The sequence below is a fragment of the Reticulibacter mediterranei genome, from assembly GCF_016587455.1.
Genome location: NZ_BNJK01000002.1, coordinates 2404687 through 2419455, shown reverse-complemented (window position 1 = coordinate 2419455; position 14769 = coordinate 2404687). Strand labels below are relative to the sequence as shown.

General features: G+C 54.1%; 18 protein-coding genes and 1 pseudogene. 8 read left to right on the top strand and 11 right to left on the bottom strand.

Annotation, left to right across the window (positions count from 1 at the left end; translation table 11 throughout):
• Window positions 1-156: 156 nt before the first annotated feature.
• From K3T83_RS49410 to K3T83_RS49390, 5 genes are all read left to right on the top strand, one after another.
• Window positions 157-987 carry an NAD(P)H-binding protein gene (locus K3T83_RS49410; RefSeq protein WP_220210509.1) on the top strand — a complete coding sequence of 277 codons (831 nt, stop codon included), beginning with the start codon at window positions 157-159 and terminating at the stop codon, window positions 985-987.
• 20 nt (window positions 988-1007) lie between these two features.
• A complete protein-coding gene (locus K3T83_RS49405) occupies window positions 1008-1985 on the top strand; it encodes an NADP-dependent oxidoreductase (protein ID WP_236065250.1) in 978 nt (325 codons plus the stop codon).
• Entirely contained in the window at window positions 1982-2362 is a 381-nt protein-coding gene (locus K3T83_RS49400; RefSeq protein ID WP_220210508.1) for a PPOX class F420-dependent oxidoreductase, read from the top strand. Before K3T83_RS49405 ends, K3T83_RS49400 begins: the two co-directional genes overlap by 4 nt.
• A 19-nt stretch (window positions 2363-2381) precedes the next feature.
• On the top strand, window positions 2382-3113 hold the full coding sequence (locus tag K3T83_RS49395) for a hypothetical protein (protein ID WP_220210507.1): 732 nt from the start codon (window positions 2382-2384) through the stop codon (window positions 3111-3113).
• Window positions 3114-3569: 456 nt separating this feature from the next.
• Window positions 3570-3989 carry an MFS transporter gene (locus K3T83_RS49390; protein ID WP_220210506.1) on the top strand — a complete coding sequence of 140 codons (420 nt, stop codon included), beginning with the start codon at window positions 3570-3572 and terminating at the stop codon, window positions 3987-3989.
• A 270-nt stretch (window positions 3990-4259) separates the two neighbouring features.
• On the opposite strand, the gene K3T83_RS58305 is transcribed toward K3T83_RS49390, so the two are convergent.
• A complete protein-coding gene (locus K3T83_RS58305) occupies window positions 4260-4517 on the bottom strand; it encodes a WD40 repeat domain-containing protein (protein WP_373324715.1) in 258 nt (85 codons plus the stop codon).
• A 75-nt stretch (window positions 4518-4592) separates the two neighbouring features.
• Complete coding sequence (locus tag K3T83_RS49380; protein WP_220210504.1) at window positions 4593-5183, bottom strand: TetR/AcrR family transcriptional regulator; 591 nt, start codon at window positions 5181-5183, stop codon at window positions 4593-4595.
• Between the two features lie 158 nt (window positions 5184-5341).
• On the opposite strand from K3T83_RS49380, the gene K3T83_RS49375 reads away from it, so the two are divergent.
• On the top strand, window positions 5342-5995 hold the full coding sequence (locus tag K3T83_RS49375) for a nitroreductase/quinone reductase family protein (protein ID WP_220210503.1): 654 nt from the start codon (window positions 5342-5344) through the stop codon (window positions 5993-5995).
• Window positions 5996-6430: 435 nt separating this feature from the next.
• On the opposite strand, the pseudogene K3T83_RS49370 reads toward K3T83_RS49375, so the two are convergent.
• A pseudogene (locus K3T83_RS49370) lies at window positions 6431-6760 on the bottom strand (DDE-type integrase/transposase/recombinase); the annotation flags it as partial.
• 430 nt (window positions 6761-7190) lie between these two features.
• On the opposite strand from K3T83_RS49370, the gene K3T83_RS49365 reads away from it, so the two are divergent.
• On the top strand, window positions 7191-7619 hold the full coding sequence (locus K3T83_RS49365; protein WP_220210502.1) for a DUF6841 family protein: 429 nt from the start codon (window positions 7191-7193) through the stop codon (window positions 7617-7619).
• Between the two features lie 603 nt (window positions 7620-8222).
• Here K3T83_RS49365 and K3T83_RS49360 read toward each other — a convergent pair.
• The 7 genes from K3T83_RS49360 to K3T83_RS49330 form a co-directional block, all read right to left on the bottom strand.
• Entirely contained in the window at window positions 8223-8834 is a 612-nt protein-coding gene (locus tag K3T83_RS49360) for a hypothetical protein (RefSeq protein WP_220210501.1), read from the bottom strand.
• A 10-nt stretch (window positions 8835-8844) separates the two neighbouring features.
• Entirely contained in the window at window positions 8845-9909 is a 1065-nt protein-coding gene (locus tag K3T83_RS49355) for a methyltransferase (RefSeq protein WP_220210500.1), read from the bottom strand.
• Window positions 9910-9944: 35 nt separating this feature from the next.
• On the bottom strand, window positions 9945-10244 hold the full coding sequence (locus tag K3T83_RS49350) for a hypothetical protein (RefSeq protein ID WP_220201713.1): 300 nt from the start codon (window positions 10242-10244) through the stop codon (window positions 9945-9947).
• Window positions 10245-10349: 105 nt separating this feature from the next.
• Complete coding sequence (locus tag K3T83_RS49345) at window positions 10350-10892, bottom strand: TetR/AcrR family transcriptional regulator (RefSeq protein WP_220210499.1); 543 nt, start codon at window positions 10890-10892, stop codon at window positions 10350-10352.
• A gap of 99 nt (window positions 10893-10991) precedes the next feature.
• Window positions 10992-12131 carry an epoxide hydrolase family protein gene (locus K3T83_RS49340; RefSeq protein ID WP_220210498.1) on the bottom strand — a complete coding sequence of 380 codons (1140 nt, stop codon included), beginning with the start codon at window positions 12129-12131 and terminating at the stop codon, window positions 10992-10994.
• A 124-nt stretch (window positions 12132-12255) separates the two neighbouring features.
• Window positions 12256-13152, bottom strand: coding sequence for an oxidoreductase (locus K3T83_RS49335; RefSeq protein WP_220210497.1), 897 nt, complete (start codon window positions 13150-13152; stop codon window positions 12256-12258).
• 84 nt (window positions 13153-13236) lie between these two features.
• The gene (locus K3T83_RS49330) at window positions 13237-13434 is read right to left on the bottom strand and encodes a nitroreductase/quinone reductase family protein (protein WP_220210496.1); all 198 of its coding nucleotides are present in this window, start codon (window positions 13432-13434) and stop codon (window positions 13237-13239) included.
• Between the two features lie 194 nt (window positions 13435-13628).
• On the opposite strand from K3T83_RS49330, the gene K3T83_RS58300 reads away from it, so the two are divergent.
• Window positions 13629-13883 carry a WD40 repeat domain-containing protein gene (locus K3T83_RS58300; RefSeq protein WP_220211118.1) on the top strand — a complete coding sequence of 85 codons (255 nt, stop codon included), beginning with the start codon at window positions 13629-13631 and terminating at the stop codon, window positions 13881-13883.
• Here K3T83_RS58300 and K3T83_RS49320 read toward each other — a convergent pair.
• A complete protein-coding gene (locus tag K3T83_RS49320) occupies window positions 13784-14641 on the bottom strand; it encodes an NAD(P)H-binding protein (protein ID WP_220210495.1) in 858 nt (285 codons plus the stop codon). The genes K3T83_RS58300 and K3T83_RS49320 overlap by 100 nt on opposite strands.
• Window positions 14642-14769 lie beyond the last annotated feature (128 nt).

The window sequence follows — 14769 nt, the reverse complement described above, 5'->3', positions numbered from 1 at the left end:
CCCCGCCATCAGGCGCAGAGTACCTCGTCGTGCAATCCGTTCTGACCAGGCAGCAATAAGACCGCAGGACGTTTTTAGAGTGCCTTTTGCCCTCCATGAGGTGCAGGAAATGTTGACATAGTATCCAAATCCAAACCACAAGAAGGAGAATAGACGATGATTCTGGTCACAGGAGCCACGGGCAACGTGGGCAGTGAAGTCGTCCACGCATTGATCGAGGCTGGTCAGCAGGTGCGTGCCCTGGTTCATCATCTGAACCAGAGTGTGCTGCCACCGGGCGTAGAGGGGGTTGTTGGAGATCTGAACCAGCCCGAGACGCTGGCTGCTGCTCTAGTCGGAGTGCACGGGGTCTTTCTGCTCAGCGGGTATCAGAATATGCCAGGCGTTCTCGCCGAGATGCGCCGTGCCGGGGTGGAGCGGGTCGTGCTGTTGTCTTCCGGTTGTGTCGTGGGCGGGAGCATGAGCAACGCCATTGCGCGCTACAACATCCTCTCCGAAGCAGCGGTGCGCGAGTCCGGCGTTCCCTGGACGATTCTGCACCCAAGTGGCTTCATGTCCAACGCCTTGCGGTGGCTGTCGCAGCTACGAGCCGGTGACGTTGTACGCGCTCCGTGGGGCGACGTTCGCATCGCAGCCATCGATCCTTTCGATATTGCGGCAGTAGCGGCGGTCACACTTACCACCTCGGGACATGAGGGACAGAGCTATCGCCTGACCGGTCCTGAGTCGTTGCTGCCTGCTGATGAGGTCCGCGTGCTGGCAAAGGTCCTTGGCAGAGATCTACGCTTCGAGGGACAATCGGATGCCGAGGCCAGGGCCGAGATGAGTCGTACCTGGCCTGCCGAATACATCGAGGCGTTCTTTCGCTTCTTTTCGGAGGGAGAGTACGACGACTCGCAGGTCCTGCCAACCGTCGAGGACCTGACCGGGAGGCGACCGCGCACCTTCGAGCAGTGGGCGCTTGCACACGCCAAAGCTTTCAAGTAAAAGAAAGGAGCAACAACGAGATGAGCAAGCAGCAACGTATGCAGGTCGTAGCTATTACGGCCTTCGGAGGACCGGAGCGGCTGACGCTGATGGAGATGCCCAAACCTGTTCCCGGTCCCGGTGAAGTCCTGATACGAATCCAGGCCTCTGGAGTCGGCCTCTGGGATGTCAAAGTCCGGCGCGGCCAGATGGGAGAGAGTTCGTTTCCCCTGGTGCTCGGCTGGGAATCGGCTGGCACTATTGAGCAGGTAGGAACCAACGTCACTGGCTTCGCTGTGGGCGAAGCCGTCTACGGGTATGTGCGCCAGGTCGGTCACTATGCCGAGTATGTCGCCGCTCCAGCATCACTGGTAGCGCGGAGGCCCCACTCCATAGATGCCGCCCATGCAGCGGCCATTCCGATTAGCGGACTGACAGCGCATCAAGCCATCACCGAAGACTTGGGGCTGCGAGCGGGCGAAACGGTGCTCATTACCGCCGCAGCAGGAGGAACCGGCACCCTGGCCGTGCAGATGGCGACCCGCCTGGGCGCCTACGTCATCGCCACAGCCAGCGCACGCAACCATCATTTCCTGCGTATGTTGGGTGCTCAGGAGGTGATTGACTACACCACGACCGATTTCGTCCAGGCGGTGCGTGCTGCCCACCCTGCTGGTGTAGATGTGGTCCTTGACTGTATAGGGGGCGAGACTACTCGACGCAGCCTTGATGCGCTGCACGATGGGGGACGCCTGGCCCACCTGACCGAAGCCGCAGATCTGCCGCTCGAACGTGCGATCACCGCACGCCCCGTCTACGGTCGCCCCGATGCACACCGACTTGCCGTGCTGACCCGGATGGTTGATGCCGGACAGCTTTCGGTCCATCTCGACCGCACACTGCCATTGGCAGCCGCCAGTGAAGCACACCGGTTGCTGGAGGAAGGCCATGTCCGTGGCAAGATGGTTCTCACCATCGGTGAGGCACCAACTCCATCCAAGAAAGGCTTCTTTTCATGATTGACGTAACGCATCCCAAAGTGCAGAAAGTGCTTTCCTCCAGGGCCTTTGCCCATCTGGCGACGATTGGCTCTACTGGTGCGCCGCAGTCCTCTCCCATGTGGTTTTTGTGGGATGGGGAGTATCTCAAGCTCACTCATACGACGGCTCGCCAGAAATATCGGAATATCGTGCGTGATCCACGGGTAGCTCTCTCGATCCTGGATCTTGACGAGCCATATACCTATGTCGAGGTTCGTGGGACGGTGGAGCGGATCGAACCTGATCCTACCGGGGCTTTTTACCTGACCCTGGCAGCAAAATATGGCGTTGTGAGACGCCCGCCGGGTGATGCGCGGGTGATTCTTTTCATCAAGATCCAGCGCATTGTTGGCTAGAAGCTGAAGAGCAAGAGAAATGGAGCAGACAACAATGGAGCAATCTCCATCCGAGCGCACTCCTCTGGAACTGGACCCACGGCTCGTCTCCATCATGACGACGGAACACTACAACCTGCAAACGGGCAGATCCATGACGATTGCTGAAGCCAGTGGTCGTGCCAGCCTCTTTGTGGGAGCGGTGTCTTCTGCCCTGGTGGCCCTTGCCCTGGTGGGGCAACTCTCTCGCCTGGGAACGGCCTTTCTGGTGTTCAGCCTGGTGGTGCTTCCGACCCTCTTTTTAATGGGACTGCTCACCTTTGAGCGCGTTTTGCAAGTGGGCAAAGCGGATCTGACCTATGCGCGCGGCATCAATCGCATCCGGCACCTCTACCTGGAGTACGCGCCTCAGATGCAGCCGTACTTTATCCTTTCGACGCATGATGATGGGGAAGAAACCCTGCAGCAAGAGGCCATGCGCTCTTCCTGGCTGCAGGGCTTCCTCACGATGGCAGGAATGATCGCCATCATCAATAGCGTGCTTGCTGGCAGCTTTGGCGGAGTCCTGCTGGTCTCGTTCGCGCTGCCCTTGTGGGTCTGTACAACTGGGGGGGGGTGGTCTTTTTCGCGAGTGTGGTGCTCCACCAGCGCTATCAACATGCGCAATGGATACATCTGGAACAAAGCCTCCCGGTTCACTTTCCTGCTCAAGCGAGCGAGAAGATCAAGGGACACACATAGCTATGGAAGAGATGAATCATCTCTCAAATAAAAGGAATTCATTTTTCTCAAACCACCATCGCGTAAAAACTGTGCCGCACTTATCTACTTTGCGGCTACGAGGCTTCTTCCTTAACGCAGGGCCTAGTTGCTCCTGTACCCTTACTGCATAGTGCATGCTCGTTGTGACGTTCGCGACCCCTCGAAGCTACCAATCCTGGTAGCACTATCAGAGATGCGATTCGCGCAGACACCTGTTCATACTTTGCTTCTTCATAGGGATGGCACCGTCTGCCCAATCGTTGCGGGGAAACGCTTGTAACTCTTCCTGCTCCCGTATACTCTGGCCATCTGCGTCGTCTATGCTCGTCAGGCAGTTGTTGGCCTGATGAGGAAAGCGCAGGTACTGGGGTCACAGAGACATGGGAAGAGAGGCGCTTTGCTGTCGAGGTCAATCTTTTTGCTGAGCGTGACTGCTGTTTTCCCGTTTTTTGATGGAGCAATGAATATGACTCAAATACACGATCAACCAGGCGGCGCGGAAAGCTCGCGCTCTTCTGAACTCATTGTAACGCCAGCAGCAGTGGCGGATACGCTGCGCTCTCCGTCGCTCTGGCGCAACCGCGATTTTATGCTGCTCTGGAGCGGCCAACTCCTCTCAAGCGTCGGCAGCCAGGTTTCGCTGCTGGCCTTTCCGCTGTTGGTCCTGGGCATTACACACTCAGCGACTCTGGCCGGCCTGGTTGGCGCGCTGGATAGTTTGCCTTTTGCTCTTCTCTGTCTGCCCGCAGGCGCGTTCATCGACCGTTGGGATCGCAAGCGGGTGATGCTGATCTGCGATAGCGGACGCGCAAGATGTCGAAGCGCTGCTTCTCCTGCTCGCTCAACACGAGCAGGAGACCCCCAGAAGGATGAACCTTCGCCATGACGCATTGGACGAGGTGGTGTCTGCTGCAAGCACGTCACACCTCCGATGCCATCCCCAGAGGAAGAGAGATCGGACAGACATGGACATTATTTGAGGAAACGGGGTTTACGCTCCCTCGCTCGTTGTCATGTGGGAAACACGACCCTCCTTCGTTTGTGACTCTGGGTCTACTGATCTGTGCGAATCTTTTCTGTATGGGATATACTTTGCAATAATAGCACACGCTGTTTTTTCCCTCTGCTGAATTGTGGGAATGAATTATTTTCAATACTATGCTACCCACCACACTTTCACCGTCTTATCGTCGGAGGCGGATGCAATACGTCTGCTATCAGGTGACCATGCTATAGCGCGAACCCCTTCAGAATGCTTTCTATACGTGTACTTATGCTTATTATCCTCAGCATCCCAAATTTGCACCGTCTTATCACCAGAGGCGGAAGCAAGTTGCCTACCATCGGGTGACCATCTCACTGCATAGATAATCCCTCTATGTGTGTTATAGGTTTCATTCCCGGTTTCATTCACCTCTCTAACAATAACAGTATGTTTCTTGGAAACGCTATCCCCACGGGATGCGCAACCAGATCAGAAAAGACCGCCTCATGGAGAAGTATTCTCTGCTCCGACAGTGGCCCATACCCCAGGCAAAGCCAGTTGCTGAAAGATTTTCTCCATCTGTTCTGGGGAATAGGGCATCTCGGCCTTGAGCCACCATTTCAACAGGGTAAGAAGAGACCCGGTGAGATATTGGGCGATCACCGCCCAGGAAATCGCGGGGGAAGCGTTTTCCGCATAGACTGTGCTCAAAGCCTGTTCAATGGTTTTGCTTAAAGCGATCTGTGCTGCCTCCCAGAACACCTCTCCGGTGTGGCCTCGCGACATGGCTCGAAAGTACTGCTCATGCTGTTGGACGTGCTCAAACATCTCCAGAACTGGAACAATAGTTCCTCCCTCCTTCCTTTGAGAGAGTTGCTGGCGAAACATCTCAAGCATCTGCTCCGCGATACTGCTCAGCACATCCTCCTTATCGAAAAAGTGGGTATAAAACGTGGAGCGCCCGATCCCCGCCCGATCCAGGATATCTTGAACCGTAATGGTCTCGTAGTGTTGCTCAAACACCAGTTCCAACATGGCGGTCGTGATCAGGTGCCGGGTGCGCTGGGAGCGGCGATCTCGTTTGTCTTGTTTCACTGGACAGATACTCCTTATCATACAAAATTGGTCGTTTGTGCGCTACTGAACAAATCCTTGCATTTGCTTCTTGATGGGAAAGGACTCCACCCGGTATATATAGAACGAACGGTATATCCATTACAAAACAAACTGTTCATCTGAAAGGAGTATACGCTATGTTTTTGCCACCGATGACCCCTCTCATGACGGGGGGAATGATCCTTCTTATGGCAGTGTTTATGATCCTTTTGATGTTCGCCATCCATCAGATGCGGACAAATCACCTCAGACGGCATGGGAGGTCTTCCCATGGGCCATCAGGCGTGGTTTCCGTCGTTAACTGGGGGATCAAAGTGCTGCTCCATCTGGGTATTCGCGTGACGATTCTGGGACCGATGATATTACTCACCGTGCGTGGGCGCAGAACGGGCACGCCTCGAACCATTCCCATCGATCTGCACGAACACAATGGTCGTCGCTTTTTGATGGCTACCCACGGCGAGGGGAACTGGGTGCGCAATCTCCGTGTGGCAGGAGAAGGCATCCTGAGCCTGGGCAGCAAGAGCCAGGCATTTACTGCGGTGGAATTGGCCCCAGAGGTAGCCGGGCCGGTGATCAAGGAGATCCTGGGACCACTTCTCGCCTCTCAAGGGATACGTGGAAATGCTCTGCGCCAACATCTTGGCCTGAGCGCCGCTTCTTCCTTGAATGAGTTCATCACGGTGGCGAAAACCCACCCGGTTTTCGAGCTTGACTCCCTGCAAGGCTCATCCTCTACGAGAGGAGAGCAGCAAAAAAGTGCTGGCAACGTCATTCCTGAAAGGATATAGCCCGGCTCTTTCTGCCTTTTTCGTCCACCCGGAGAGACAAGAGCGGCCTGCTTGCGTTTCTCCCTATCCGTTCCCGCCTCACAGAACCTCTCTGTGAGGCGGCGATACTCATCGTCTTCGTCCTCCTCGTCGGATGGCAGGTGCCTTCACGCAAAAAGGAAGAGCTCTACTTGGCTGCGCGGAGCCCGCAGCAGAGAAAGAGGCACGTGATCCATTTGCCGAAGGAAAACGGACGTTGTCGAACACAGAGAGAGAAAGGAGCGATTTATCTATGCCTACGCAGGATTACGATGCTTCTCATCAGCATCCCCAGAAACAACCATTGGCCCCAGCAGAAGAACACTCCCATGAGAGCGAGACGCATCCGCATGGGCTGTGTTGCAAAAACTCTGGGAAAATATGAGGGGGGGCATGAACCCCCTCGTCCTGTTCAGCTTAGGCAGCTACTCCAAACCGATGAGCGATGAAGGTAATTTGCTTGCTGATGTCTCCTTTGCTCACTCCTCCGACTTGCCCTTTCCGCAGCATGTTCATCATCTCGAAGCCTTGTAAGGTTCGCCAAGCAGTCTCAAATGAGAGGAAGCCCATACCAGGTTCGGTCAAGCGTTTGATGAAGCGATGATCTTGCTCAATCAAATTGTGAAGGTATTTCACCTGTCTGAGTTCGACCGATTCGGCAAGCACTCCACAAGCTTTGAGGTCCGCAATAACCTTGGGATAGGCCGCGTTCTTATCGACGTTGATCACTCGAGGAGCTGACATGGTGAGGTTCCTCAAGAAGGTGCTACGCATCAAATCTAGTGCGGTGGACTACTGAGCGCATAGCGCAAATACCAGCGGATACACAGGAGAATGATGTCAGACTGGAAGTAACGCCATTTGAAGGGATGCTGGCTGTGATTGCTCATGATAAGGACCTCTTTTCTCTCCACTGTAGCAGATCAGCTTTTTCTTTACAACACCACCGGAGAGAGGACGAGCCGCCGCCCAATGTTGTTGCTTCCTCTGTTCTCAGTTCTGACGCATCCCTTCGACTCAGCTTGGTGATGCAGATGATGAGTGAAGCAAGCCCAATTGATCTGCACTGATCTTCACATCTCTTGCTCGCACGCTCGATATTAGGACATCTTCTCACCGCTTTCTGTACTACATTATGAGAATAGACGACATTGTGAAAATACAAAGGAGGAGAGGTATGGAACCCATCGCTCATGCAACGGAATCCATCGAGGAGTTCTTTACTCGTTACACGAAGTATCTCACAGAGGGTGACTTTGATGGTCTTGCGAACATCTACAACTATCCCGCATTGGCAGTAACGGCTCTGGGCTGTCAGGCCATTAGCGAGCCGCAGCAAACCCGCGACTTTTTCAAACTCGGTCGGCAATTTTACCTGTCCCGTAATGTCTCTGGCGTGCGCGCTCGTGATATTGTCACCGAGGTCGAGGTGCCTGGTATCTGGGTAGGGCATCTCGTGCTCGAAAATCTCGATCCCTCGGGTTCGCCCGTTGGTCAGGAGCACAACGCCTATCAAGTGGTGACGTTATCGGACGGGACGCGGCGTATAGCCGTCACTACTCCGCTGGATGCCTATACCCCTGATCAGAAGAGTGGCGTGAAGTAATCATCAGGGATCTTTCAAACGAAACCCCTTTTGGAGCCACCTTCACCCAAAGAACACAAAGGGAGTATTCGGAATTTGGCGTGGATGCAACCAGCTATCATCCAGGCCGCCTGGTTTCTTGCCACTTAGGAGACGGGGTGCTGTTCGGGCAAAGCGACAATCAGGCTCTGAGAACCACGTCATCTTCCGAAAAGCCCAAAAATGGTTCAAAAAGGCATGTGGAGAGATCTCATTTACAAGATGTCGATGGAAGAAGCTTCATGAGGAGCCGTATCGTCTGAATGACGAGTATCTGGAATTCACCCGTTTTTGTGAAGTCAGAGAAGCAAGAGAATGGGCAGAGCAAAAACTGGTTCATGGAAAGTTTTGAGTCTGCTCAAAAGAAAGACCAGAAGAGGCAAGAGCATCGCCTCACTTCATACGTCTGTGGTATCCGGCTTTTCTTCAGAGCCTCTACGCGCATCGGGTCACGATTAGCGCGTAACTGAGCGGTTGACATATGGAGCTTCGGGTTGAGCACTGCGAGATGACATTGCCTTTCAGCCGAAAGCCATCAAACCAGACATGGCGAGGAACGCATAAGGCACGCTCCTCACTCTCGGATCAGTCTTCGCTCTCGCTTCTCCCTTCAACGAGGGAAATGCCAAGCAGGTCGGCCAGCTCTTTCGTCACAGAAACCACGTCACGAGCGATTTCGGGACGAGTGAGATGATAGGCATGTTCCTCCTCAAAACGCCATCTCAATCTATTTGCAATGTTCTCTCTCTCTTCTCGGCTCTTCCTGCTGTTTTTTCGTGATCGTGACGGCCCTGGTTGGCGCTCGCCAAGAGCCACCCTGCCTCGCGCGCTCACCTCTCTCTCGTCACAGGCAGGCCACTGCATGAACATGGGCCACGACCAGAGACGCCCACAGAGAGGGAGATCACTCATCGTTGTGGGATCTCCGCCAGTTTCCGAAATGCTGAACTCTTGATCAACAAGGCATTGTCGTACAGACGACGGAAAGAACCTGGCTGATCCGAAGGGCGATGAAGCAGATTCCAGGCTGGAAAAGCAGGCAAAAACGATTCTGAAAAAAAACACCAGGGCTGTTCCTGCACACCCCGTCTGTGTCGTCAGCGCTTCGATCTTTTCGATGGTCGCATCCCGGTTGAGCCAGACCGGTGCGGCTTGGACGACAGCGGCTTTAAATGTTGGATAGATATCCACTTGCATCGTTCTCTCCTCACACAGGTTTCAATGCGCTAATGAGCGAATAGGACGTGGAAGTAGCTGTAATATCAGGCAGAGTGAAGCCTGCCTCCCTTAAGAGATCTGTGAGTTCCCTGGCGCTATACTGTTGACCTTGTAGAGACATCGAGAACGCGAGCAGAGAGAAGTCTGTTGCGGTGAGAGGGCCATCCTTCGCCTCATTGAGGAGCATTTCATGCAAGTAAATGCGACCACCAGGCGGCAGCATTTCAAAACTCCGACGAACAAGTTGCAGACAATGCTGCCGATCCCACATATGGAGGATATTACTGAAGAAGACTGCATCGTAGCCGGTTGGCCATGCATCAAGAAACATGTTCGCGGCCCTGGTATCGATGCGGTGCTCCAACCCATAAGCAGCGATGTAGCGTTGGGTGATGGGACAGATGGAAGGGAGTTCCAGAATACAAAAGCTCATCTCTGCATAGTGTTGAGCGAGAGCGATGCAAAAACACCCCGAGCCACCGCCAACATCGAGCAGTCGTCGTACACCGACAAAATTCCCTGATTGTGCTACTGCAAGAGCTGCCGGAAGAGAATAGCAGTACACGACCTGTGTAAGAGCTTCAGCCCTTGCAGAAGGAATATCCCCCGCCTGCATGGCGTCCGCAATATTGCCGACTTCCTCATCAAAAGTGGTCAAGGTCTGTCTGTTTTGCAATACAGCACGTAAGGTCTCATGAGCCATTGGCTGCTTACAAAACAGATGCAACGCAGGACCGTAGTAGTAGGGGCTGTCAGGGAGCAGGTAGGTGCGCGATACCTCCGTAAGATGAAAATGCTTCTGGTGCTGCGCCAGAAAACCGAGAGAGGTGAGAATACCGAGTAAAGCTTGTGTACTGCTCAATGCTAATGTGAGCGAATGGGCAACCTCTTCAGCTGTAGCGGGTGAACGTGCCAGCAAAGGAAACAGGCCGAGTTCCTCGGTAACCGTGAGCACTGAGAAGTGCTGACTAGAAAGCCAGACCTCCCAGATGAGGTGATCATCACTGGGAGGTGGAACGAGTATCGGCGGGAATACAACCGATTCTGTGGTCATCCGAAAATCTCCTTTCGAGTTTTTGCACAGATACGTCAACGCTCAATCACAGGGCCATCAGTGAGCCAGACCTGATCAGTTCCAGCCTCAAGAGGACCGACCACCCTGGCTTTTTTCCGACCCTCCGCCAGAATTTGCGAATGCCAGTATTCCCTGGCGCGCCTGAGATCAGTCACCTCCATGAGCACGATGATGGTATCAGGTTCTTCGGCGGCACGAAACGTGCCGATATCGATCAGGCCATACCGCTGTCGCATTGGCAACAGTTGGTCAAACGCTGCTTGAAATTGAGCAAAGTCGGCCACCTGCTGTTTGACCATCATGTAATTAGTCATCACCTCTATCCTTTCCAGAACGTCTCTCATATCAATACTCCCAACAAGTAAACAAATGTTTACATGTAAAAGATACCATGTTCCTCTCTGTTTGTCAACACTTGTTTACTTGTTGGACAAATCTCCGGCTCCCACATCAGGGAGAAGAACTGAGAGCACGTGCTGGAAGGAGGGAAGCAGAGCCTCTGTCGTCGCTTCGGAGAGGGACGTTTTGCCCACCAGACGCCGCAGGACCACGATTCCTGTGATCAGTGCCACGACGAGATCAGCACGTAGTTCGGCATCGGAGGCAGTGGTTTGCGTGGCAAGATCAGCCGAGAGAAGATCTAGCAGTGTCCGCATATACGAGGCTGCGGGAGGATAGTCAGAGGAACGCAAGAGAGTCACAAAGAGGTCGTGATCTCTCCCTGCAGGATCACCCAGGGCATTCTTGAGCAGGCGTTCGGCCAGATGCTCTGGAGGCCCCTGCATCGCCTGAGCGAGCCTGCTGCGATCAAAAGCCACGACGGCTTGAAAGAGTCCTTCTTTCGAGCCAAAGTACCAACCATGGAGCAAGACCAAGGGTGCGCCATTGCCCATGCGAACGTAATGAATAGTGACATCGCCGACCTGAGCAGTGTGATGTTCAAATGCGGTGCTGAGAGACATTCAAGTCAATCCTTTCACATGTGTAAAGGTCTTTTGTTAGTAGGTTACGACCTGCCACATGCCTGGCAGGCCGAAGCGTTATGGTTGCTGGTGAAGAGTTTAGTTTCTCAGTGGGCGGAAGAAGGCCCGTATGTCCTCAACCAATGCCTGTGGCTGCTCCAGTGCGGCAAAGTGTCCTCCAGCTTTCATCTGTGTCCAACGTTGGATATTGTAGTGTTGTTGAGCAAGCGAACGTGGTGGCATAGCGATTTCTTCCGGGAAAACTGCAACGGCGGTTGGAACCTCAACTCGCCCAGTAAGGAGTTCGCCCTGCTGAGAGGTCTCGTAGTAGAGACGAGTCGAGGAGTTGATGGTCTGAGTGACCCAATAGATCATGACATTGGTGAGGAGTTCATCTTTCGTGAAGACGCTCTCGATGTCACCATGACAATCGCTCCAGGCGCGAAACTTCTCAATGATCCAGCCTGCCAGGCCGACTGGGGAATCATTCAAGCCATACGCCAGCGTTTGGGGACGTGTTCCTTGAATACGAGAATAACCAGACCCTTCAGTACTAAATCGTGCTAGCCGTTCGCGCCAGCGCCTTTCTTCTTCATTTGTGGCATCCTCCTCCTTATAGTTTAAGCGTGATGGCAGAAAATTCAGGTGAATGCCAACGACTTTGTCGGGATAGGATCTCCCTAACACTGAGCTGATAGCGCTGCCCCAGTCACCTCCCTGCGCGGCAAAGCGTTCGTAGCCCAGGTCTTGCATGAACGAGGCAGAGACCTCTGCAATACGTGCGACAGAGACACCGCGCACCTTCGTCGGGCCCGAGAAGCCATAGCCAGGAAGCGAAGGCACAACGACGTCGAAGGCATCAGCGGGATCTCCACCAAATCTTTCAGGATCGGTCAGAGGGCCAATAATCTTGTACATCTCGAAGAAGGACCCAGGCCAGCCGTGTGAGATGAGCAGTGGGAGGGAGTGTGTTCCTTTCCCCTTCGCGTGAAGAAAGTGCAACTGGATCCCGTCAATTTCCGTTTTAAATTGAGGGAAGGTATTGAGCAAGCGTTCCTGGGCTCGCCAATCATAGCTGTCGTGCCAGTATCTGACGAGTTGCTGCAAATACGACAGGTGGGTTCCATAGTCCCAATCCGCATCAGGAAGTTCATCAGGCCAGCGCGTGCTGGCTAACCTCTGCCTGAGATCAATCAGGACATCTTCAGCCACATGAATGGTAAAGGGTTCGCTCATCATACTATGCTCCTCCGTTCTTCTAGCTTTCATCGACTTTGTATGAGCCTTGTTGAGGTAGGCCCAGGATGTGCCTGGTGAGAGACAACCTACGACGTTCTCTTCACCGGTTTCGCCATGATCGTGCTCACGAGGCAAGGCCGTTCAGTTCTGCCAAATCATTCTCGGAAAGAGTCTGTGCGGCTGCGGTGATGTTGGAGCGCAGATGTGCAACGGACGAAGTGCCCGGAATGAGCAGAATGTTTGGTGAGCGGTGGAGTAGCCATGCCAGCGCAATAACCATCGGTGTGGTGCCCCGACGAGTGGCGACCGAGTTCAATGTGTCGGACTGAAGAGGGGAGAAGCCACCAAGCGGGAAGTAGGGCACGTAGGCGATGTTCTGTGCGGCCAGAGCGTCGATCAGATCGTCGTCGTCCCGGTGGGCAAGGTTGTAGAAGTTCTGCACACACACAACTGGCGCGATGGACTGTGCCTCGGCGATCTGCTCGGCGGTCACGGTACTCAGACCGAGATGCTTGATTAACCCTTCTTGCTGCAACTGAACGAGGACCGAGAACGGTTCGGCAATCGAGCCAGGAGTGGGACCGTCAAGCCCTCCGACGCGCAGGTTGACGACATCGAGTGCATCGAGTCCGAGATGACTCAGGTTGTCATGGACGGCCTGGCGCAACTGCTCAGGCGCAAGCGCCGGCAGCCAGTTTCCTTCGGCGTCTCGCAAGTATCCGACCTTGGTCACGATGTGCAGCCCATCCGGGTAGGGGTGCAGAGCTTCCTTGATGATCTGATTGGTGACGTACGGACCGTAGAAGTCGCTGGTGTCGATGTGCGTGATACCCAGCGCCACCGCCTCACGCAGGACGGCCACGACAGCATTGTGGTCGGCGGGTGGCCCGAAGACGCCGGGGCCGGCCAACTGCATGGCACCATACCCCATGCGCGTGACCGTCAGATCCTCGGCCAGGGTGAACGTTCCTGCTGCTGTGGCTGGCAGATTATTATATTCCTTCGTTGAATGCGATACCATAGAGAAATCCCTCTTTACTTTCATTGAAACTACAGTAATCACGATCTGTGATACACTGAAACTGCTTTTTTGCTATCTCTCTTCTCAGCGTTGCAGAGCAATCGCTGGAATCCGGCGCGTTGTTTTCGCTTGATAGTCGGCGAATCCAGGGTAGAGCGCCGCTTGCCTAGCATAGAGCTGATCTCTCTGCTCACCTGTGACTTCGCTTGAGCCGAGGAAATATCGCTTCTCGTCAGCGACAATAGACAGTATACTGTGGGTTCCACAAAAAAGCGTGATCATTTGGAGTCATTTTTGTTCAGGGAGGAGTATGACCCTTTGGGACTATTTCTGCTGGACTCTTTGTCATTTATCGTAAAAAAATTGACGCTCCCCAGATAAATTGCTACGATGGAAGGCTCTGTCAGCATAACAGATTTCTCAGATAATATGGCGTGACAAAAGCTACTCTTTAGTCTAGCTGACCATGCAAAAAAATTACTGTTGTCGCCTGGTCGCCCAATGGACACCAACTTGCTACTGGCTCTGTTGACGGAACGGTACGCCTGTGGGATTCAGCTAATAGGGGTGCCAAGATTACCGGGGGTAAAACCTACGCCAAGCGCTACCCCGGTAATCTTGGCACCCTTACTCAGGCGGTGACTGCGGAACGCAGGACCACATCCACGGGAGAAGGTTTGGTCCCGCTTGCTTGTTCTACGGTGTCTGTGGGCGTTGTAGGCGCAGCCTGAGCAATCCAGCTCGTAAATCCGACGATAAAGCCAGCTGATTCCGCAGGTACGCCTTTCGCAACGATCTGAGCAATGATCTCGTCGTTTGGTAGCACTTGCGCAGTTATTGTCTGGCCGGAAACGCTAGATAAGCGCGGTGCAACGTCCGCAAAGCTGAGCGCTTCTGGTCCTGTGACATCAACTGGACCAGAGATTGCGAGTTTGCCAAGAAGCGCCCCAGCGGCTGCGCGTGCACAATCCTCGCGTGTAACCCAGCTATGTTTGGCGGAGCCCTCCGGAATGAGCAATTGTCCATTGACGAGCAAGGCACCGGCGAAATCCTTGAGGTTCTCGGCGTAAATGCTATTGCGGAGCGCTGTCCATTTCACACCGGAAGTTGCCAGAGCGACCTCGCTCTGCCCATGCTCAGCGAGGAGGGGGTGTGACGCGTTCGGGTCGGCTCCTGGGGCCGAAGTGTAGACAATGTGACTTACCCCAGCAGCTATTGCAGCGGCTATTGCTGCTTGATGTCCCGCGACGCGCTGGCCGATGACGTCCGTACTGATGATGAGCAGGCTGGTCGCTCCTGCAAAGGCCGCTGATAAGCTTGCCGGATCGGAGAAGTCAGCGCGACGCACTCTCACTCCCTGGGCAGCGATATCCGCGAGCTTTTGCGGATCGCGGGTGGTGGCGATAATCTGGTTTGCTGGAACCTGTGTGAGCAGGTGTTTGAGCACAAGGCGACCAAGCTGGCCGCTGGCACCAGTAAGAGCATACATGGGGAAGATCCTTTCAGGTTCTCTCGTCGTTTTTTTTGTTGTCATTCACGAGGGAAGGTCCTCGTGTTTTCGTTGTGAAGAGGTTGACAGTGCAATCTCTAGAAGTTACTATAAGATAGCAGCATTCT